Here is a 22,573-nt window from a genome sequence, read left to right on the forward strand (position 1 = left end):
ATTATGAGTAAAGATCTGCAAATTCAAAGTATATTCCGATTAACTCCGATGCAACAAGGAATCTTGTTCCATAGCCTGCTAGATCAAACTTCGTACGCCTATTTTGAACAAGTGAGTCTTACCCTGAACGGCTTACTCAAGGTAGAGCTTCTGGACCGAAGTCTTTCTGTTCTATTTGAGCGCCATGAGATATTGCGCAGCAATGTTTTTCACGTCAATATTGAAGAGCCTAAATTGATCGTATTCCGGCAGAAGCATCCATCCATTCACTTTGAAGACATTTCTTCACTAACGCAATCTGACCAGGTGGCCTATATAGAACAGTTTGTTCAACGTGATAAGGCCAACGGATTTGATATCACCCGGGATGAGTTATTCCGGGTCTCCATATTGCAGTGTGCGTCTGATGTATACAAGCTGATCGTTAGCTTCCATCACATCATTATGGATGGATGGTGCTTAGAAATCGTTCTGAAAGAATGGTTCCAGATCTACACATCATTGAAAAAAAATGAGCCAGTTCAGCTAGGTGAAGCTCCTTCTTATGAAAAATACCTCAAATGGCTGGACAAGCAGGATACAGATACAGCGCTTATGTTTTGGGAGCGATATTTGGATGGTTTTGAACAGCAAAGCATCTTGCCTACGAGTGGTAAAGGGAGCCACGTTGATTACGATCCACAGCAGCAAATCTTTAGCTTTGATTCGCAATTAACAGGTCAGTTGGAATCACTGGCCAAAGAACTCAAGGTTACTTTGAGTACAATGTTTCACTCCATCTGGGGTCTGCTATTGATGAAATACAACAACACCCGCGACGTGGTATTTGGCTCTGTCGTTTCCGGTCGTCCGTCAGATATTCCGGGAGCAGAAAATATGGTGGGCCTATTTATCAATACTATTCCAGTGCGTATATCAAGTGAAGAGGATCATCTTGCTTTTTCGGAATTCGTCCAGCATGTACAACATTCGGTTATGGAGGCGGGAGAGCACCATTATGTGCCTCTTGCTGATATTCAGGTGGGGAGTTTGTTGAAGAGTAATCTGATACACCATATTTTGGCCTTTGAAAACTTCCCGGGTATGGAGGAAGCCTCCGATCACGCGGACGAAAACAGTTTAGCGGTTTTGGAGATGGCTGGCTTTGAACAAACTAATTATTCCTTCAATCTTAACGTTGTTCCCGGTGAGAAACTGCGGATGAAATTCAGCTATAACGGTCTATTATACGAACCAGCATATATAGATCGATTAGGTCGACACGTTGAAGAAATCGCCCGCACTGTGGTTTCATCTGCTGATGTTGTTTTGAACGAAATAGATATTATTCTGCCAGAAGAAAAAGAATTGATTTTGAAGAAATTCAACGGGACGGCTGCGCCTTATCCAAGGGAGAAGACGATTCATCAATTGTTTGAGGAGCAGGTAGAGCGAACACCGGAACATCCGGCAGCCCGTTACAAAGAGCGGCAATTGACGTACCGGGAGCTGAATGCCCAAGCGAATCGGGTGGCTCACGTCCTGCGGACGAAAGGGATCGGGCCCGACCAGATGGTGGGCATCGCAGTACATCGATCGCTGGAGATGATTGTCGGCCTGCTGGGGATTTTGAAGGCAGGCGGGGCGTATCTGCCGCTACATCCAGAGGACCCGGAAGAACGGCTCGGATTCATGCTGGAGGATAGCGGGGCATCTATCCTGCTGACCCAGCGGGATCAGTTGGACCGCCTTCATCCGCATGGAGCCAATCGCGAGCTGATCGCTATCGAAGATCTGCTGATGGAGGGGATGGAGCTTACAGGAGAAGAGTGCGAGAAGAACCCGGAACCCGTTAACTGCTCAACCGATTTGGTGTACGTGATTTATACGTCAGGCTCCACCGGCAAGCCGAAGGGGGTCATGATTGAGCACGCATCGCTGATCAACCGTCTGCACTGGATGGAAAAACGAATTCCGTTTGGAGCGGAGGATGTGATCCTGCAAAAAACGCCTTACACCTTTGACGTATCGTTGTGGGAGCTGTTTTCGTGGGCGATTCAGGGAGCGACGGTATGCTTTCTGGAGCCGGGAGGCGAGAAAGACCCGGCAACGATAGCCGAAACGGTGAAGGCCAACGGGGTAACAGCGATCCATTTTGTACCATCCATGCTGGGAGCATTCCTGGAGTACATCGAGCACAGCGGAGCCGCTAGGAAAATGCGCAGTGTCCGGCGAGTATTTGCCAGCGGGGAAGCGCTGATGACAGAACATGTCCGCCGGTTTAACCGTTTGCTGGGAGCCGAAGGAGCCACGCTACACAACCTGTATGGACCGACAGAGGCAACGGTAGAGGTGGCGTATTACGACTGTCCTGCCGAGCAGGAACCAGAGAGCATTCCGATCGGGAAGCCGATTGATAATGTGAAATTGTATATTTTGGACCGTAAAGACCGATTGCAGCCGATAGGTGTACCGGGCGAGCTGCACATTGGAGGGGACTGCGTAGCCCGGGGATATGTGAATCGGAAAGAACTGACGGAGGAGAAATTCGTAGCGGACCCTTATGCAGCAGGGGGACGGATGTACCGAACGGGAGACTTGGCGAGATGGCTGCCGGATGGAAACATTGAATATATGGGTCGGATCGACCATCAGGTGAAAATTCGGGGCTACCGGATCGAACTGGGTGAGATTGAAGCGGTCTTACTCGCGTACGAAGGTGTCAAGGCGGCTACAGTACTTGCCCTTGATGATCGAGATGGTGGTAAATATTTATGCGCATATTTCGAAAGCGGAGAAGGTTTGAACACATCTATTTTAAGGGCGCACTTGAAGGCACTCATACCGGATTACATGGTGCCAAGTCATTTCGTTCGGCTAGATGTTATGCCGCACCTGTCCAGTGGCAAGGTTAACCGTAAAGCGCTACCCGAACCAGATCATGGGATGCGAGCCACCAGCTATGTTGCACCAAGAAACGAAACGGAAAGAAAACTAGCCGAGATTTGGGAGAAGTTGCTGGACATATCCTCCATCGGTATACATGACAACTTTTTTGAACTGGGTGGACATTCACTAACGGCGACTCGACTTATGTCTCGAATCAATAAGTTGCTGCAAGTTGAAATTCCACTCCGTGATATTTTTGCACATCCGACCATCGAAGAAATGAGTGTTTTGATCTGCGGACCAGAGGTTGCAGCTGGGACGATGATGGATATTGCTCCTGCCGAGCTACGCGATTCTTATCCAGTGACATCCGTTCAAAAGAGACAAATGATTTTACATCAGTTTGAAGGAGCAGAAACAGCATACAATATGCCCTTTGCCTTACTGATGGAGGGAGAACTGGACATCCAGCGGCTGGAGCGAGTGTTCAGGGATCTAATAGATAGGCATGAGGCATTGCGGACATCATTTGAGTGGGGCACAGAGGAGCCAGTACAAAAAATTCATAGTGAGGTTCCATTTCAACTAAGTTTCCAACAGGCTGATGATATCGAAATAGAAGCACAGGACAAACAGATTCAAGCGATATTCAAATCGTTCGTAAGACCGTTTAACTTAGGTCAGGCTCCATTATTGCGGGCGAAGCTGGTGCGTATTTCGGACAATAGGCATATTTTGATGGTAGATATGCACCATATTGTTGCAGATGGCGTTTCCATGAGCGTTTTGGCTAATGATTTCACGACATTGTATCACGGGAACTCGCTGCCACCATTGCGTATTCAATATAAAGACTACGCCGTTTGGAACAGTGAGTGGATCAAAGAAGGACACTTGATGAAGCAGGAACAGTACTGGTTAGACTTGTTTTCGGATGAGCTTCCTGTCCTTAATCTACCAACTGATTTCACGAGGCCTCAAGTACAAAGCTTTGAAGGTGACCGGTATTCTTTTCAAGCTGACAAGACACTTCGTGAAAGTCTACAGCAATTTGTTGCAGCAAATCGGACCACTTTATTTATGGTACTGCTATCGGCTTACAACGTGTTGCTGCATAAGTATTCAGGCCAGGAAGATATCGTGGTAGGGTCTCCAATAGCAGGTCGTAATCATACAGATTTAGAAAATATTATGGGGATGTTCGTTAACACACTAGTGCTGCGCAACCGTCCAGCTGCTGACAAAACGCTCAAGCAATTTTTACTGGAGGTGCAAAGAAGCAGCCTGGAAGCTTTCGAACATCAGGATTATCCAATAGAAGATCTTGTAGATAAGCTCGAACTTCACAGGGATTTAAGCCGAAATCCTCTGTTTGATACGATGTTCTCTCTAGAAAATACCGATTCGGTAAGCCTGCAAGCTGACGGGATATCCATATCACCGTATTCTGTTGAAGCTGGCATAGCCAAAGTTGATTTAACGTTAACAGCAGAAGCGGATCAAGAGGGACTCTTTTTTCGAATTGATTATTGTAACAAGCTGTTTCACAAAGAAAGTATTGAGAGAATGTCGAAGCATTATTTGCAGATTTTGCAGACTATTGTGGACTCTGCGGATCTCCGGATTAGCGACGTAAACATGGTAACTGCATCCGAAGAAGAGATCCTGTTAACGAAATTTAATACGGTACCCGCTTCTAACGAGAAAGAGAACCGAAAATTGCTGCATCAGCTCTTTGAAGAGCAGGTAGCGAAGACGCCGGAGCGTGTCGCAGTATCGTTCGAGGAACAACAATGGACTTACAGCGAGTTAAACGATAAAGCGAATCAGCTTGCCAGAGTGCTTAGAGAAAAAGGAGTACAGGCCAATACGCTTGTTGGCATTATGGTAGAGCGATCTTTTGAAATGATAGTCGGAATCCTAGGGATTTTAAAGGCTGGGGGTGCATATGTTCCTCTGGCACCAGATTATCCTGCGGAGCGAATTAGTCTGATGCTATACGATTGCAAGATAACACTATTATTGGCTTCCCATCATGTTCTGACTGAATCAACTTTCATAAAAGAGGCAGGAGCAGATGGATTTGCAGGGGAAATCCTTGATTTGGATCAGCTCGATATGATCGTTAAGGATTCAGATTCTAGTAACTTACCTTATGTGAATGAACCGGATGATTTGGCATATGTGCTATATACCTCTGGCTCAACAGGTAAACCAAAAGGGAATCTGACCATGCATTATAACGTGGGAAGATTGATTAAAAACTCCAATTATATCGATCTTACAGAACAGGATATTCTCTTGCAGTTATCTAACTATGCCTTTGATGGGTCAGTCTTCGATATATTCGGCGCTCTGGTCAATGGTTCTAAGCTGGTTCTCTTACGTAAAGAGAATATGCTGAATCCAGAAAAACTGTCTTTCTTAATTCGAAATGAAAATGTCTCGGTATTTTTTATTACTACCGCCTTGTTTAACACGTTGATAGAAACCAATATTGAATGTTTTACTACAATTCGCAAAGTACTTTTTGGTGGAGAGCGGGTTTCACTTCCGCATGTGAGTAAGTTGTTTGAACATATCGGACCCCATAAAATGCTGCATATGTACGGTCCTACCGAAAGCACGGTCTTTGCTACCTGTTATGGTGTAGATCAGATTCATGAACGGAAAGGTACAATTCCGATTGGAGCCCCGATTACAGGTACTACTGTGTATATTCTGGATAAAAATCTTAAATTGCAGCCTATTGGTATTCCGGGAGAGCTTTGTATAGCAGGCGATGCACTTTCCCGGGGCTATTTGAACCTACCTGATTTTACAAAAGAAAAGTTTATAGACAATCCATTTAATCCAGGCGAGAAAATGTACAAAACAGGTGACATTGCAAAATGGCTTCCCAATGGAAATATTGAATTTGTAGGCCGCCAAGATCATCTGGTGAAAATTAGGGGGTTCCGTATAGAGCTTGGAGAAATTGAAAATCAACTACTATCCCATGAACGCATTAAAGAGGCAATAGTTGTAGCTAAACCGGATCAATCCGGCCAAAATCGTATTTCTGCATATATGGTGACAGACGGGGAATTAAATACTTCAGCTATTCGCCGTTACTTGGCGAAGTATTTACCAGATTACATGTTGCCATCCAGCTTAATACTGCTAGACAGTTTGCCGCTGAACGCTAATGGCAAGGTGGATCAGAAGAAATTGCCAGAGCCTCATATCAACTTAGACTTAAGCACGCTGTATGAACCACCGACAAGCCCTACGGAAGAGAAGTTGATCAAAATTTGGGAAGGCGTACTGGGACAAGAGGGAATTGGAATTAGTCACAGTTTTTTTGACCTTGGAGGAGACTCTATTAAGGCCATTCAAGTTATCGCAAGGTTGAGTCAAGAGGGATTAAAGCTGGATATGAAGGACATATTTCAGCACCCTACTGTTCAGCAAGTAGCACCATATGTCCAACGTCGTTCCAGAATCATTGACCAGAAGGCGGTAACAGGTGAGGTACAGCTAACTCCAATCCAAAAATGGTTCTTCGAAAATGTACAGGATGATCGGAACCATTTTAATCAAGCGGTTATGTTGTTTACTAGTGGTGTGTTTGATGAAGAAGCCCTAAAAACTGCTTTGGAGAATATTATTATTCACCATGATGCCCTACGAATGGTGTATGAGATCGGTCAGAGTTCTGTTTGCCAATACCATATGGAAACGCAGTTAAAGCCTCTTCATTTAAATATTTATAATCTACAAGGAAATAACGATGCTGAAAGCAAGATTGAGGAAGAGGCTAGTCGGCTACAGGCTACCATGGACTTAAGAGCAGGCGAGATTATCCGGGTTGGCTTGTTCCAAACAGATCAAGGTCAGCATTTGCTGATTGCTATTCACCATTTAGTTATTGATGGAGTCTCCTGGCGAATCTTATTAGAGGATTTGGAGAGCGCATATACCCAGGCATTACAAGGTGAGACTATCACTTTGCCGGATAAAACGGACTCTTTTCAGTATTGGTCTGACCGGCTTGCAGAGTATTCGAATAGTCGGGCTTTACTAAAGGAGAAGGCATATTGGCAGCAAATTGAAGGTGTTCAATGTGAGCCTCCATTTCCTCAGAAGAGAGCAGTTACTGAAGAGGGTGGAGTGAAAAAAGAAAGAACGAGTATAGCTGTCCGGTTGGACAAGCAAGATACACAGCTACTGCTTGGAACTGCTCATCAGGCCTATAATACCGAAATTAATGACTTATTGTTATCAGCACTTGGATTGGCTATTAAGCAATGGGCGGGTAGTAAAATCTTCGCTATTAATCTTGAAGGACATGGCAGGGAAGAGATTATGGAGGAGATTGATGTTACTCGAACCATAGGCTGGTTTACTTCGATGTTTCCTGTTGTGCTGGATATGAGGGATAGTGAAGATATTTCATCTGTTATTCGGCGAACTAAGGAAATGATTCGGCATATCCCTAATCGAGGGATTGGATACGGAGTTCTGAAGTATTTGACCGATGTGGAGCATATTCAAGATTTAGATTTTAACATACAGCCACAAATCAGTTTTAATTATCTGGGACAATTTATGGATGGTACGCAAGAGGGAAGCTTTGAATCGTCACCGTTATCTCCGGGACGTTCTGTTGGTGAAGGGGCAGAAAGCCATTTTACACTGGACATCAACAGTATTGTTTCCCAAGACCAACTGTTACTTGAATTTGGATATATTCGCGGCGAGCATGAAGACAATGCTATTAAACAATTATCCCTTATGTATATAGAGCATTTAAAAATGTTAATTAATCACTGTACAAGCATTTCACAGAAGGTTCTCACACCATCTGATTACCAAGACCATACTCTCTCTATTCCTGAATTAGATCAGATTCTCACACAGTTTGGTGGGACTGAACAGGTAGAGCATATTTACCCGTTAACACCTATGCAGCAGGGAATGCTGTTCCATTACATGATGGAGCCGGAAACTACAGCTTATGTGGAACAAGTCGCGATTGAAATGGAAGGTGAACTACAGCAGGAGCTTCTGGAACAGAGTTTTCAAGAATTGTTGGCAAAATATGAAGTATTGCGTACGAATTTTGTGTTTACCGGTATACATGAACCTCGGCAAATTGTGCGTAAACATCAACATACAGAGTTTCGGTTTTATGACCTTACCGGGATGAATGAGCAAGAAATTAATGCTTATCTAGAGGATTACAAAAAACAAGATCTTCTGCGTGGATTTGATTTATCCAATGAGGCACTAATACGTATAAATGTATTAAAAACAACTCCTGATAAGTTCCTTATGATGTGGACCTTCCATCATATGATTATGGATGGATGGTGCGTAGGAATTGTCTACCACGATTTTATGAGCATGTATCTAGAATTGAAAGATGGTAGACCGCTTAAGTCTGAAACAGCCCCTGCTTATTCAACTTATATTCGTTGGCTGGAAAAGCAGGACAAAGAGGAGTCCATGCAATATTGGAAACAGGCTTTGGATGGATATACGCAATGTGCAGTTATACCAAAGACGTCCAAATTGCAGGCTAAAGAAAGTGGTTACCAGACGAGTCAGCTGGAATTTTCGTTAGACCAAACACTGACACGACGATTAACAGAGATTGCATCTCATAATCGGATTACGGTCAACACATTGTTCCAATCCATATGGGGGGCCTTGCTTCAAAGATATAACAATACCAACGATGTAGTATTTGGAGCAGTCGTTTCAGGGCGACCGCCAGTAATCCCGGACATTGAGAGCATGGTAGGTATTTTCATTAATACGATTCCCGTGCGAATTTATGGCGAGGAGAATGAAAGCTTCATTGAAATGGCCAAGAGAGCTCAACAAAGCTCCATTGAATCGGTTAAGTATGAGTACACATCGTTAGCAGACATTCAATCCATATCTACACTGAAGCAAAGCCTGTTAGATCATATTATTGTGTTTGAAAATTACCCTGAGTATGGCGAAGAAGAGGCGCTGCAGAAGCACAATCTGAAAATTCACGTGCGAGATATGGCCTTTTATGAACAGACAAACTATGACTTTAATCTTATTGTTTCCCTGAAAGAAGAACTGAACATTAAATTTCTGTACAACGCTGATACCTTAAGTAGAGAATTTGTGGAACGTATAAAAAATCATTTAAATGGCGTAGTCCGACAAATCGTGGATAATCCGGAGATGAGTATATCCTCAATTGAAGTAACTTCTTTATCAGAGAAAGAAGTGATTTTGAATGAATTTAACAATACTACGGCGATCTATCCGCGAGAGAAGACAATCCATCAATTGTTTGAGGAGCAGGTGGAGCGAACACCGGAACATCCGGCAGCCCTTTACAAAGGACGGCAGTTAACGTATCGGGAGCTGAATGCCCAAGCGAATCGGTTGGCTCATGTGCTGCGGGAAAAAGGAGTAGGACCTGATCGTGTGGTGGGGATCGCGGTTCACCGATCGTTGGAGATGATTATCGGACTACTAGGAATCTTGAAAGCAGGTGGAGCGTATCTGCCGTTGAATCCAGAGGACCCTGAAGAACGACTGGCGTTCATGCTGGAGGACAGTGGAGCATCCATTTTATTGACCCAGCAAGAGTTAGCGGAGCAGCTTCGCTGTCATGGAAGAACCCGGGAACTGATCGCTATCGAAGATTTGCTGGTACAGGAAAAGGAGCAAACAGGAAGAGAAAAGAATCCGGAATCGATCAATCGCTCGACGGATTTGGTATATGTGATTTACACCTCGGGATCTACGGGTAAGCCCAAAGGAGTCATGATTGAGCACGCCTCGCTGATCAATCGTCTGCACTGGATGCAAAAGCGGATTCCGTTTGGAGCGGAGGATGTGATCCTGCAAAAGACACCGTATACCTTTGATGTATCGTTGTGGGAATTATTCTCGTGGGCCATCCAAGGGGCAACGGTATGCTTTTTGGAGCCAGGAGGAGAGAAGGACCCGGCAACAATAGCTGAAACGGTTGAGGCTAACCGGGTAACGGCATTGCATTTCGTGCCGTCGATGCTGGGAGCGTTTCTGGAATACATGGAACACAGCGGAGCTGCGGGGAAAATGCACAGTGTAAGACGTGTATTTGCCAGCGGAGAAGCGCTGATGACAGAGCATGTTCGTCGGTTTAACCGCCTGATAGGAGGCGGCGGTGCCACGCTGCATAATCTGTATGGCCCAACGGAAGCGACCGTGGAGGTGGCGTATTATGACTGTCCTGCCGAGCATGAACCGGAGAGCATTCCGATCGGGAAGCCGATTGATAACGTAAAATTGTACGTTTTGGACAAGAAGGACCGTTTGCAACCGATAGGGATACCGGGGGAACTGCATATTGGGGGCGACTGTGTAGCGCGAGGATATGTCAACCGGGAGGAATTGACGGAAGAGAAATTCGTAGAAGATCCATACGAGCCGGGAGAACGGATGTACCGAACAGGAGATCTGGCCAGATGGTTGCCGGATGGAAATATCGAATATATGGGCAGAATCGATCATCAGGTGAAAATCCGCGGGTATCGGATCGAACTGGGTGAGATTGAGGCGGCTTTGCTTGCACATGATGGAGTTCGGGCAGCGGCAGTGCTTGCCCGTGCTGATGACCGAACGGGGACGCCTAGTTTGGGTGCGTATCTTGTTGCCGAACCTCATGTGACAACGGCAATGTTGCGACAAAATCTATCTGTCTCAGTTCCAGAGTATATGATTCCAGCTTATTTTGTATTCTTGGATCAGATGCCGCTCACGTCGAGTGGTAAGATTAATCGTCGTATGCTATTAGAAATTGAGCTGGAGTTTGGTACCGAAACGGAATATGTAGAGCCTAGCAGTGAGCTGGAAAAGGAATTAGTTGAGATCTGGATGAGTGTACTCGGTGTTGAACATGTGGGTATCGACGATAACTTCTTTGAGCTGGGAGGACATTCTTTAACGGCTATTCAGCTTGCATCCAGGTTACAAGGGATTTTGAGTAGTGAATTACGGTTGAGCAGTATCTATCAATACCCTACGGTCAGAGAGTTGGCACTACATGTGGAAAGAATGGAAGAGAAACATTCTGCACTTGCCCAACAATTTGATCAGATTATAGCGTTGCTGCATCAAAAGCTGAACGTTAAGGGTTGGATACAACAAGAGCAATTCAATGGAAAATCTTATATTGTTCTGCATTTAGAAGAGGGAGCCATTTCTTTCGAAAAAGAGATTATGGAACTGTTGGACATGAATTGCGATGAATCGATCCAGCCTCATTACATCACTTGGCATGGAGAAGAAACCCTGAGACTAGAAAAGGTCAATCTTGAAGACATTAAGAGCATATGGACAGAAAGAATTGACAATGATTTGGACATTTTCTCCAAAGCTATTCTAAGCCCAGGAGTGATCGAGAGACTGCCAGTTTCTCCAACACAACGCTACCATCTCCAACACAGTGATATTTCTGGCACGATTATTCCGCTAGAAAAACATATGAACATGGAGTATGTGGGAGAAGCGATTCTGCAGATTATTCGAGATCAAGATTTGATGAGAAGTACGCTGTGTGAAGAAAACGGAGAATTGCAATGGCAAGTAAGGAAAGCACCGGATCATCTTCCTGTACCACTGGTGGATATCTCTATGTATGACGAAGATACACAGCAAGTGATTCTGAATAATATCATCTGGCCTTATTTTTACAAAAAGCATGAATTGAGCAATTCACTCTTATATCGGATATTGATTGTGAAAAAGAATCTGAAAGACTACCTGCTTATATTACCTTTTTCGCACTCGATCTTTGACTTTATGAGCAGTGAGATTATTAAGCATCAGTTCAACACTTATTATGAATGTGTTCGAGCTGGAAAGGAAACGCCTGAAGGGAGCAAAAATCGTTACTCTGATTTTACAGCTCATATTATGGAAGGACCTCAGGGTGTTGACGATCTGGAACTAGTAACTGCCTATAGTCTAGATAAGTTTGATCGTGCAATGGGTCGTATAACCAATTTTGTCGATCAAAAAGCAGTACTTGAAGGGCACACAACCGTTATGTGGGATTTAAAATCTTCCGAGAGAGCAGTTCACTTGGACAACACTAGTCATTGGGAGATCGCATTCTTTACGTTTACTGCTTTTTGTAAAATGTATTTCGAGCTTAGTCAGGTACCCATTTGGGTAACGCAGTATGGCCGAAGCTTTGGAGAGAAGCGTTACTATGATGTTATTGGTGAATTTGTGGATCATATTCCGATACTAACAAATTTAGACCAAAACCTGGTATCTCTAGAACAGCAGGTTCGTCAAAGTGTTCAATGGGCAGCTGAACATAATATCAGCTTTGCTAACTTAATGTATAACCCGGATGTACAGAACGATTATCCTTTATCTGGAGGATACTTGCAGCAGGCTTTGGATAGAATGCCAATTGTATTTAATTTCCTTGGTGAGCTGAGAAGTGAGCATCAACTCCTACAAACGGTGGATATGGGTAATGTCAATGTTGAAGGAAGATCACGAATCTTATGCGAAGTTTGGCATGATAGCGAGTCTAATCTGTTTATGGCACTAACTCTACCTTTTTCAGAAGACGAAAGTATAGTACGGAATCATTTACAAAGTGCCTTGGAGCAATTGGAAAGACGCTGGGCAACCGTTCTGTAACTCTTGCCCTAACCGAATAGGGGGATCTCATGAATCAGCCAAAGGAATTCTCGTTTTATGCTCGCCGGAATCTATTTATTTTTTCTGTGACCAGGCTTATATCCGAGCTAGGAAGTTCGATTTTTAAGTTTGCTTTAAGTCTATATATTTTGGACATCACCGGATCAGCCACTGTATTTTCAATGGTGTTAGGCTTGTCCATTCTGCCCGGAGTATTTGTCAATATTTTTGCAGGTGTAGTTATAGACCGGAGTAATAAGAAAAAAGTGCTTGTCATAACCGAAATATTAAGCGGCATAGCGCTACTAATTTTTTTACCCATTTTCTTGTTGGACTCAACCAATGTTATGTTGCTTGCCGTGTTTTCCGTTATATTAAGCTTAATTCAATCATTTACGTTCCTAACGCTGAATGCGTCAATTCCTAACTTAGTGGAAAGAGAAAAAGTTCATAGCGCAAACTCTTCTTATCAAAGCATAGGAGCAATCATAAATGTACTTGGCCCGATCCTGGGTGCAATTACTTATCGAGCTTGGGGCTTGGAAACGATTGTAATGATTAACGGAATAACATTTATTTCGGCTGGATTAATGCAACTATGGTTACAATTCAGGAAATCTGATGAACAAACGGTATCCTCAAGTTATTTAGACAGCGTAAAAGACGTGTTTGCGTATATAAACAAGCAAAAAGCCATCATGTATTTACTTTTCATCTTTGTTGGCATCAATTTTATGCTCGCTCCATTAATTCAGGTTGTACTGCCGTATGTGACTTATCAGGAACTTCAACTTTCAGCTCAGCAACTGTCTGTTATTCAAGGAGCCTGGTTCGTAGGAGTCATTGCAGGAGCCATTGTGGTTTCACGTCGGAAAGTACATCAATTTGTTATTACCAAAATATTTATCCTGTTTCAGCTTCAAGCCATCTTATTCTTAACATGGTGTTTCCCATTATTGTTTCCCTCAACAGCAGGAAGCCTGATACAGATGACGTTCATCTTCATTATGATTTTGGCAGTAACCGGATTTTTTAATTCGATGAGCAATGTCCCCATGATATCTTATGTGCAACTGTATACTCCAGAACATATCAGAGCCGGGGTGTTTGGTGTAATCAGCTCGATCACTATGCTAGCAACTCCGCTCGGAATCGGGTTGTACGGAATACTATTGGATAGAATCCATTGGGTATACCTTCCTCTGGCTTCGGGGATAGTTGCTCTGGTGATGGGTATCATGGCTCATAAGAACAAAGAATTACGTAACTTTTTCAGTCAAAATGCCGAACCAGTCCTTAATAGCGTAGGTGAAAAAGAACGGGTATCAGCATTATAAACTGAATTTCTGCTTATGATGTGATTGAAGGACCTGATGTTAATGGAAAGGCCAACTTAAGTTGGCCTTTTGGTCTTTCAGTTATTTTTTGCTTTGAGTTACTTTCCCCTTCACATCACCGATGCTTACTTTTCCATTGCCGCTCTGAATAATGACAACATCTTTTGCAACTTGATCAATATCCAGAGAGCCGTCACCTAACTCAATATATGCAGTACCCCCTATTTTATCTGCTTGAATATGTCCGTTTACATTCTCAATATTGACATCGGATGAGCTATTTTGAATAGTAATTCCCCCATCTCTGTTGGTTAAATCAATGGCTCCACCGATTTCTTTAAGTGTGATATTACCATTCACATTTTCAATGCTTACATCCGAGGCTAAATTCGTTACTTGAATATCTCCATCTCTATGCGGATGTTTAATTTCTAGTTTCAATTGTTCCGGAATGGTGAGCTTGACATCAACCGTTTGGGGACCAGTGGACATGAATTGGCCCTCGAAAAAAGTATTAAGCGTAGCTACACCATCTTTTCCCTCCAGACTTAATTTTAGCTTATCCATGTTGCTGCCATTAGCAACGACACTGGCTTGTATTTTATCTGTATTGTTTTTTCCGACAACTTCAATTTGACCGTTGCTATTATCTAAAACCAAGCTGGAAATACCGGCAGATGATAGTTCAAGTTCCTTGTTTAAAGATGTTGCAGGTTTGGATGAACAGGCCGCAGTTAACAGTAACATTGAGATCATCACTAAAGTAGTGAACCATTTCATTTCAATCACTCCATTTCAGAATAGTTAGTATAGATTTAGATTACATCCCGTTTTGTAAAAATAGGATATGAAACGAGATGCATAGCGACCAGATGAAGTAGAAGGAGGAACAGTGAGAAGCCCAGGGTCATTCCTTCCACTGGCGTCGTTCCAAAAAAATAAGGATTGAGATCTGTGCTGGAAAACACAAAATATTTTGTCCAAGGCCATCCATTCATGGTGATACTCAAGACGAATCCTGCTATAGCTGCCAGCATAGAGAATACAATAGAAAATGTAACACTGCGAAATGCTGCAGAAATCATAAATGCAAATGTCAACACGATAACCATAAAAGGTATATTAAATAAAAACCCACCTAACAAGGCTTGAATCATATCTGCCTGCTGAATGGTTTGATCCTTGACGAATAAGTAGGGATCGCCGATCCCCTTAAAGCCAAACATTAAACCGCCGAAAAATATGGCAGCCAGAAAAGTGAGCAGAACCAAAAATAGCCCAAACAAGAGAGTTGCAATATATTTAGAAAAATAAATTTTCGAGCGTGTAGCTGAACGTGTCAGTAAAAATTTGATTGTACCGGCAGAAAACTCAGAGGCTACAATATCGCCAGCCACGATAAGAGCTAAAAGAGAGATACCTACAATTAAATTTCTGGATTGACTCACTGTAAAACTCCAAGCATTGGATTGAGGAGCGATGTTATGGTCCAAATAATACTGATTCATCAAAATTTTTTCTGCTGCCATTTTTTTCTCAATGGGTAGAGCGTCTGACTTTGCTGCATCTCTCGTTAGCTTCGAATTTTCATGCTGTAAAAGTGTTTTCCAGCCTTCATTGTACTCAGTCATACCAGAACTTTTTAAATTGGCCATCTGGATTAATACATACAAAATAAGCAGTATGATGATAAACCAGGTACGTTTACGCTTATAAATCTTCATGTTTTCATTGCGAATTAACTGAATCACTTTTCAATTCCCCCTGTGATTTCAATAAATTTATCCTCTAGTGTCGGTTTCGTGATCTGAACGCTGTATATGTTCACCCCCGTATCCATAAGTTTTTTTGTAATACCCGGAATTTGATCCTTTGTAATGTCAACTTGTAGAGTTTGTTGATCTGCAATAATTTCTTTCCCCGCCAGCATGGACTGGAATACCGGAAGAGCCAATTCGGGTCTATCTACTTCAAACCGAACAGGAGCAAGCCGATTATCCATCATCTCAGCTACATTATGGATACCAATCAGTTTTCCCTTATTTAAAATCGCTACCTGATCACACATCAGTTCCATTTCAGCCATAAGATGGCTAGAAATAAGAACACCAACGCCTTCTTTTTGAGACAGATTGATTAAATGTTCCCGAAGCTCTCTTATTCCTGCTGGGTCTAAACCATTGGTAGGCTCGTCAAGCACAAGTAAGGAAGGTTTATGGGCCAGTACAACGGCTAATCCCAGTCGCTGCTTCATGCCAAGAGAATAAGTTCCCACTTTCTTATCAATGCTGTCCTCAAGTCCAACGAGCGAGATTACTTCCTGGATACGTTCCGAAGAAACCCCTGGAGACATTCTTGAGAAATGAATCAGATTGTCATAGCCGGATAGATATTTGTACAGATCAGGATTTTCGACGATAACCCCTACATGTCTCATTGCCTTTTCGAAGGAGCGATCGATATCTTGGCCGTGGATAAATACCTGGCCTCCTGATTTTGAACTTAAACCTACGATCATCCGAATAGTGGTCGTCTTGCCCGCTCCATTTGGGCCAACAAGACCCATGATTTCTCCCGCCTTCACATCCAAGGACAATCCTTCAACAATGGTTCTCTTCCCAATCTTTTTACTTAAATTACGAATCTGTAATAGTGACAACAACGATTCCCTCCCCGCCAGCAGTTTGATTGTCTATAAAGTATCAGGAGTGCAGTCATACTCCCTAGTGACAAAATGTCATGACCTTGTTATGATGTGAAAAGATTGAAAAAATTACCTTAATTTAAGAAGAATGGGGTACTTACATGTTTGGATGCAATATGCGCTGGTCTTGGCAGGAATGGATTGTTGCTGTATTCCGAATCTTGTGGTTGATTTGCTTTGTTTTGCTATCGTATCAAGACCGCCCATCTTTCCCTTTCACTGTTGTATTTATCACTGTTCTCGTTTGCTATTCATTACCTTTGTTCATTGATCGAAGCCATTATCTCTGGTATTTGTTGGCTGAAGTATTTCTAGTGGGTGGAATTTCTTTGCTATTTGCTCATCAATATGAGCTTGTCCGGCTATTTTTGCCAGCTGTTTTTACGATTGCGTTTTATAGCCGCGGCCGTTCACATGCGGTAACTTTTCCTCTTGCGTTGATGATGTTTTGTCTGGGAGGAAGAGGGGCGTTTCATTGGACGATAGAGGACGTATTCCAGAACTTAGTGGATGCTTCGTTTGTATACGGTATTGGTTTTGGATTACAAATGGCATTTCGTTCTATAGATCGGATCAAACAAAAACTAGAATTAATAAAAAAGCAGTATCAGACCCTTGAGCAGTATTCAACTCAGGTTGAACAGATGACACTATTGGAAGAAAGATATCGCATGTCACGCGAGCTTCATGACTCGATTGGTCATACATTCACTTCCATTATCTTAAGTATGGAAACATTACGTCCTTATATCTCTTCTGAAGAGGGGATAGAAAGATTGCAATCTGTTCTTCAACTTGGTCGAACAGGGCTCGAAGATATCCGAAAGCAAGTTCATCAGATGGACCCTATGGAGGAAGATCCCTCTTTGGATTTATCCTTGCTTAATATAATTAATGAATTCAAAAAAAATACGGCCATTCGTGTTGTGTTCAGAACGATGGGGGAGCCGCTTCCTGTACTAAAACAGTCAAAACTGACCTTGTACCGCTGTTTACAAGAATTATTGACTAATGCCAGCCGACATGGGCATGCCAATTCTATTCAGGTGCTTCTTCACTACGACCATAACCAGATCATTTTGCAGGTGCAGGACAATGGGAAGGGAAGTGACGAAATTAAGTTCGGGTTTGGTCTTTCAGGAATGAAAGAGCGGCTTTCGTCCCTTCAAGGCAAGCTATACCTTCATTCCAAAGAAGGCGAAGGAACGATTGTGACCTGTTCTATACCATTACTTCAGGATACAGATGTTAGTAATCCAGAGATCAAGGTATTGCTGGTGGATGATCAATTACTCATTCGGGACAGTTTAGGTCTGTTGCTCAAAAACGAACCTGATTTTCGAATTCAAACGGCAGAAGACGGAAACGTTGCTGTAGATCGTTGTGCCAGCGATCCGCCAGACGTTGTATTAATGGATGTACATATGCCCCAGATGGACGGTATTACTGCGACGAAGTTAATTAAAGAAAGCTGGCCTAACATACGTGTAATTATGATCACAACCTTTGATGACATTTCGTATGCTACGAAATCACTTGCTTTGGGTGCTGAAGGTTATGTACTAAAAACAATTGATCCAAGAGAGCTGGCTAATACGATACGGCTAGTGCATCACGGAGGAACGATGATAACCCAAGAAGTAGCAGGTACACTGTTTCAGCAAATGACGGGGACGATGAAGAATCCTTATGGACTGACAGAGCGGGAGTTGGAAATTCTACATTGTTTAACTGAAGGACACCGTTATAAAGCAATTGCAAGCAAGGTTCACTTGTCTGAAGGAACTGTTCGAAACTACATTTCGACCATATACTCAAAAATGCAAGTACAGAGCCGTGACGAAGCAATTGAAAAAGCTAAAACAGAGTTGCTTACAGACTCTTAATAAAAGCAAGGTATGTAGACTGCGTGTGTCATACCACCGAACCTAATAGATTGAAGTGAAAATAGCGTCGTCCTAAATTTGGTCGACGCTATTTTTGTATGCTGTTGATCCGCAAGTATACGCAACGTTTACCTTAGCAAAACCGTATATGTAGAACAGCAATTGTATTTTGTTGCATATCCATAGAAGTCTACCATTCTACAAACTTGCAATTGCACTATCTAATGGGGGATAATGGAAGGGATACTTTCGACAGAAAATAGGGCTAAAGATAGAGAGGATACCTATAAAAGGTAGATCAGATTTACCGCATTTTTGTATATTATTGTAGAATAAGATCGTAATTCAGGTTATAGTAAAGGAAGAAATTAACTAGGATAGATTATACCCAAATACGTAATTGTGGAGGGAAATATGAGTACATTTAAAAATTGGTTGAATACAACTAAAAAAGGACTTGGAGACCAGGTCAAGAAATTTAAGAATAAAGATTTTATGGAAGCTGTTGTTGCAGGTTGTGCATTAGTAGCATTTGCCGACGGTACTATTAGTCCGGAAGAGAAAACAAAAATGGCCGGATACATAAATATTAGTGAAGAATTGAAAGTGTTTGATATGGGTGAGGTCATCAACCGTTTCAATCACTATGTAGCGAACTTTGAATTTTCACCTGAAATCGGCAAACAGGAAGCATTGAAAGCGATTGGTAAATTGAAAGGCAAGCCTGAAGTAGGTCGACTTGTCGTCGGCGTATGCAGTGCGATTGGTGCAGCTGACGGTGACTTTGATGCCAATGAGCAACGGATTGTTGCTGAGATTTGTGGCGCTCTTGGTTTGAATCCGTCTGAATTTAGTCTGTAAATTTTACGGAAGGGAGGTGTGTTAATCAGTGGCTGTAATTAATCTGGTCAAGGGCCAGAAAATTGATTTAACCAAGGGAAACACAGGACTAACCAAGGTTATAGCCGGATTGGGATGGGACCCAGTGCAGTCCAAAGGATTTTTTGGCTTCAAGAAGCAACCCAATATTGATTGTGATGCTTCTGCTATTTTGCTGGATGCTAACGGGAAACTAACTCAGTCTGACAATGTAGTATGCTTCCATAATAAAAAAAGCCCGTGCGGCTCAGTCGTGCATTCCGGTGATAATCTGACCGGACAAGGTGACGGCGATGATGAACAAATTATGATTGACCTGGCACGGATTCCGGCCAATGTCGATAAAGTGCTTGTTGTTGTGAATATATATGATTGCGTAAACCGGAAACAGGATTTCGGCATGATCGAGAAAGCGTATATCCGCATTCTGGACGGTGCCAACTCCAAGGAACTGGTGACGTTTAATTTATCTGATAATTTTGAGGGAATGACTGCGCTGATCTGCGGGGAGCTCTATCGCCACAATGACGAATGGAAGTTTGCTGCAATCGGTGCAGGCACCCATGCCGTACATATTGATGTGCTGGCTGAGCGTTACATGTAATTTAGGTTGCTCATACAAAACTAATGAGAAACGGGGTACTTACTCATGGCAATTAACTTATCTAAAGGTCAAAAAATTGATTTGACGAAAACAAACCCAGGTTTGTCCAAAATTATGGTTGGTCTCGGCTGGGACACCAATAAGTACGATGGTGGTAAGGATTTTGACTTGGACGTATCCGTATTTCTGGCGAATGCGGACGGCAAAGTAGAAACGGAAAAGAACTTCGTTTTCTTTAATAATCCACAAAACGAGAACGGTTCTGTCGTTCATACCGGAGATAACCGCACAGGTGAAGGTGACGGAGATGACGAGCAAATTAAAGTTGATCTGAGCAATGTACCTGCTAACGTAGAAAAGATCGCTTTTACGATTACGATCTATGATGCACAAGAACGCAGCCAAAACTTTGGACAAGTGTCCCGTGCTTATGCGCGTATTGTAAATGAAGCAAACAACGAAGAATTGGTTCGCTTTGATTTGGGAGAAGATTTCTCGATCGAAACAGGCGTTGTGGTAGGCGAGCTGTATCGCCATAGCGGTGAGTGGAAGTTCAATGCCATTGGTAGCGGCTACCAGGATGGTCTTGCAGGGTTGACACGCGATTACGGCTTAGCTTAAAAAAATCTACACGAAGAAGGCAGGTATGCAGTATGACGATTAGTCTTTCGAAAGGACAACGGATTGATCTGACCAAAACAAATCCAGGCTTGACTCGTGTGGTCGTAGGTCTTGGCTGGGATACCAATAAATACAGTGGCGGCGCAGAATTTGACTTGGATGCTTCGGCTTTCCTGCTATATGAGGACGGTAAAGCGAAGGCAGCTGACGATTTTGTATTCTACAATAACCCGACAGGTGGTGCGGGTGCTGTTACTCATACAGGCGATAACCGCACAGGTGAGGGCGACGGGGATGACGAGCAAATTATTATTGATTTTGCAAAGATTCCTGCAAACATCCATCGTATCGGGATTACAGTTACGATTTATGACTATGAGGCCCGTGCGCAAAACTTTGGACAAGTGTCCAATGCTTTTGTACGGGTGGTAGATGCGGCAACGGATCGTGAAGTGTTGCGCTACGATTTGGGAGAAGATTTCTCCACCGAAACAGCTGTGGTATTCTGTGAATTTTACCGTCACAATGCGGACTGGAAATTCCAGGCTATCGGTAGTGGCTTTGCTGGTGGATTGGGTGCGCTTGCTAAAAACTATGGCTTGGACGCTCAATAATATCCACTTGGGGTGGTGTCCAAAGGGCGCTACCCCTTTCTTTTTAAGCCATTGAAGAACGTACGCTGAATACGACAAACGGACAGAAAGGTGACACAATCATGGCTGTTATCGTAGTAAAAGGACAGAAGGTGGATTTGACCAAAACGAATCCGGGCCTGAGCCATGTCAACATAGGGATCGGTTGGGAGTCCTCAGCGGCTCTGGAACTCGATACTTCTGCATTTTTGTTAGGCCCTGGAGGGAAGGTATCGGGCGATGAGGATCTGATCTTCTACAATAATCCGACCACACCCTTTATCACCTATTCAGATGGACAACAGTTTGGTGACAAGAAACAGTTTTCGCTGGACCTAACCAGAATACCTTCCCATATCGAGAAGATTGCGTTTACGCTGACCATTTATGATGCGGATCAGAAACGGCAAAATTTTGGACAGGTTCAAGGCGGATTTATACGTTTTGTTCATCCGGTTAATGGAGAGGTTTTACGATTTAATTTGGATAGTGGCTTTACAGTCGAGACAGCCATTGTGATAGGCGAGCTGTACCGCCATAACGGTGAATGGAAGTTTAACGCGATAGGCGCAGGCTTTGCTGGTGGATTGGATGCGTTGTGTGAAAATTTCGGCATTGAAGTGGAAAATAATCCGGCTCCTCCGGCGCCAGGACCTACACCACCTCCAGTGCCTCGGCCAGCACCAACACCGCCACCTGCACCTCCTGTTCCAAAGCCAGAGCCATCTGCAACTCCGGTGAATCTGAATCTGCGGAAAATTGAGCTGAAGAAAAAGGGCGACACTATTAACCTGAAAAAAGGCTCAGGCGGATTAGGTGAAATCCTAATCAATCTGAACTGGAATCAGGTACAGCAGAGTAAGGGCTTTTTCAGTCGTGGCTCCAAGGGTGTCGATCTGGACCTGGGCTGCTTGTATGAGATGAAGAACGGGGATAAAGGTGTCGTTCAGGCGCTTGGGGAAGTTTTCGGTTCTCTGAATCGCTTCCCGTACATTGCTCTGGATGGTGACGACCGTACAGGCTCTGTGAAAACAGGGGAGAATCTTCGTATTAACGGTGCCAAAATTTCTGAAATTAGGCGAATTTTGGTGTTTACCTTCATTTATGAAGGAGTCACGAACTGGTCACAAGCAGACGGGGTAGTCACGCTGTACCAAAAGGACGGGCCAGACATTATCGTTCATATGAATGAACATGACAATCGCAAAGGGATGTGTGCGATTGCAATGATCCAAAATGTGAACGATGAAACGTTTAGTATTGAGAGACTCGTACAGTTTTATGGCGGTCATCGTGAAATGGATCAGGCATATAACTGGGGCATGCGCTGGACGCAGGGGAGTAAATAAATTGAATTATCGGAG

At 43.3% G+C, this 22,573-nt stretch carries 11 protein-coding genes; 8 read left to right on the top strand and 3 right to left on the bottom strand.

Going from position 1 to position 22,573, the window contains the following annotated elements; translation table 11 throughout:
* The first annotated feature begins 3 nt into the window (after positions 1-3).
* Both PPM_RS04860 and PPM_RS04865 read left to right on the top strand, forming a co-directional pair.
* Positions 4-12,546: a non-ribosomal peptide synthetase gene (locus PPM_RS04860; protein ID WP_013369610.1), complete on the top strand. Its 12,543-nt coding sequence runs from the start codon at positions 4-6 to the stop codon at positions 12,544-12,546.
* A 29-nt stretch (positions 12,547-12,575) separates the two neighbouring features.
* Positions 12,576-13,883: an MFS transporter gene (locus PPM_RS04865; RefSeq protein WP_013369611.1), complete on the top strand. Its 1,308-nt coding sequence runs from the start codon at positions 12,576-12,578 to the stop codon at positions 13,881-13,883.
* Between the two features lie 81 nt (positions 13,884-13,964).
* Here PPM_RS04865 and PPM_RS04870 read toward each other — a convergent pair whose 3' ends face one another.
* From PPM_RS04870 to PPM_RS04880, 3 genes are read right to left on the bottom strand one after another with little or no spacing between them, the layout of a single operon-like run.
* On the bottom strand, positions 13,965-14,663 hold the full coding sequence (locus tag PPM_RS04870) for a DUF4097 family beta strand repeat-containing protein (RefSeq protein WP_013369612.1): 699 nt from the start codon (positions 14,661-14,663) through the stop codon (positions 13,965-13,967).
* Positions 14,664-14,698: 35 nt separating this feature from the next.
* On the bottom strand, positions 14,699-15,634 hold the full coding sequence (locus PPM_RS04875) for an ABC transporter permease (RefSeq protein WP_013369613.1): 936 nt from the start codon (positions 15,632-15,634) through the stop codon (positions 14,699-14,701).
* On the bottom strand, positions 15,631-16,542 hold the full coding sequence (locus tag PPM_RS04880; protein ID WP_043885883.1) for an ABC transporter ATP-binding protein: 912 nt from the start codon (positions 16,540-16,542) through the stop codon (positions 15,631-15,633). The genes PPM_RS04875 and PPM_RS04880 overlap by 4 nt, the downstream gene beginning before the upstream one ends.
* A 146-nt stretch (positions 16,543-16,688) precedes the next feature.
* On the opposite strand from PPM_RS04880, the gene PPM_RS04885 reads away from it, so the two are divergent.
* The 6 genes from PPM_RS04885 (at position 16,689) to PPM_RS04910 (ending at position 22,558) form a co-directional block, all read left to right on the top strand.
* Positions 16,689-18,473 (top strand): hybrid sensor histidine kinase/response regulator transcription factor, encoded by a 1,785-nt coding sequence (locus PPM_RS04885; RefSeq protein ID WP_014599511.1) that lies wholly within the window; start codon positions 16,689-16,691, stop codon positions 18,471-18,473.
* 414 nt (positions 18,474-18,887) lie between these two features.
* Entirely contained in the window at positions 18,888-19,334 is a 447-nt protein-coding gene (locus tag PPM_RS04890) for a tellurite resistance TerB family protein (protein ID WP_013369616.1), read from the top strand.
* Between the two features lie 28 nt (positions 19,335-19,362).
* A complete protein-coding gene (locus tag PPM_RS04895) occupies positions 19,363-19,956 on the top strand; it encodes a TerD family protein (RefSeq protein WP_013369617.1) in 594 nt (197 codons plus the stop codon).
* A 45-nt stretch (positions 19,957-20,001) separates the two neighbouring features.
* Entirely contained in the window at positions 20,002-20,577 is a 576-nt protein-coding gene (locus tag PPM_RS04900; protein ID WP_013369618.1) for a TerD family protein, read from the top strand.
* A 32-nt stretch (positions 20,578-20,609) separates the two neighbouring features.
* Positions 20,610-21,191, top strand: coding sequence for a TerD family protein (locus PPM_RS04905; RefSeq protein WP_013369619.1), 582 nt, complete (start codon positions 20,610-20,612; stop codon positions 21,189-21,191).
* A 101-nt stretch (positions 21,192-21,292) separates the two neighbouring features.
* Entirely contained in the window at positions 21,293-22,558 is a 1,266-nt protein-coding gene (locus tag PPM_RS04910) for a TerD family protein (protein ID WP_013369620.1), read from the top strand.
* Positions 22,559-22,573 lie beyond the last annotated feature (15 nt).

Origin of the sequence: Paenibacillus polymyxa M1 (assembly GCF_000237325.1) — a bacterium.
GTDB lineage: Bacteria > Bacillota > Bacilli > Paenibacillales > Paenibacillaceae > Paenibacillus > Paenibacillus polymyxa_C.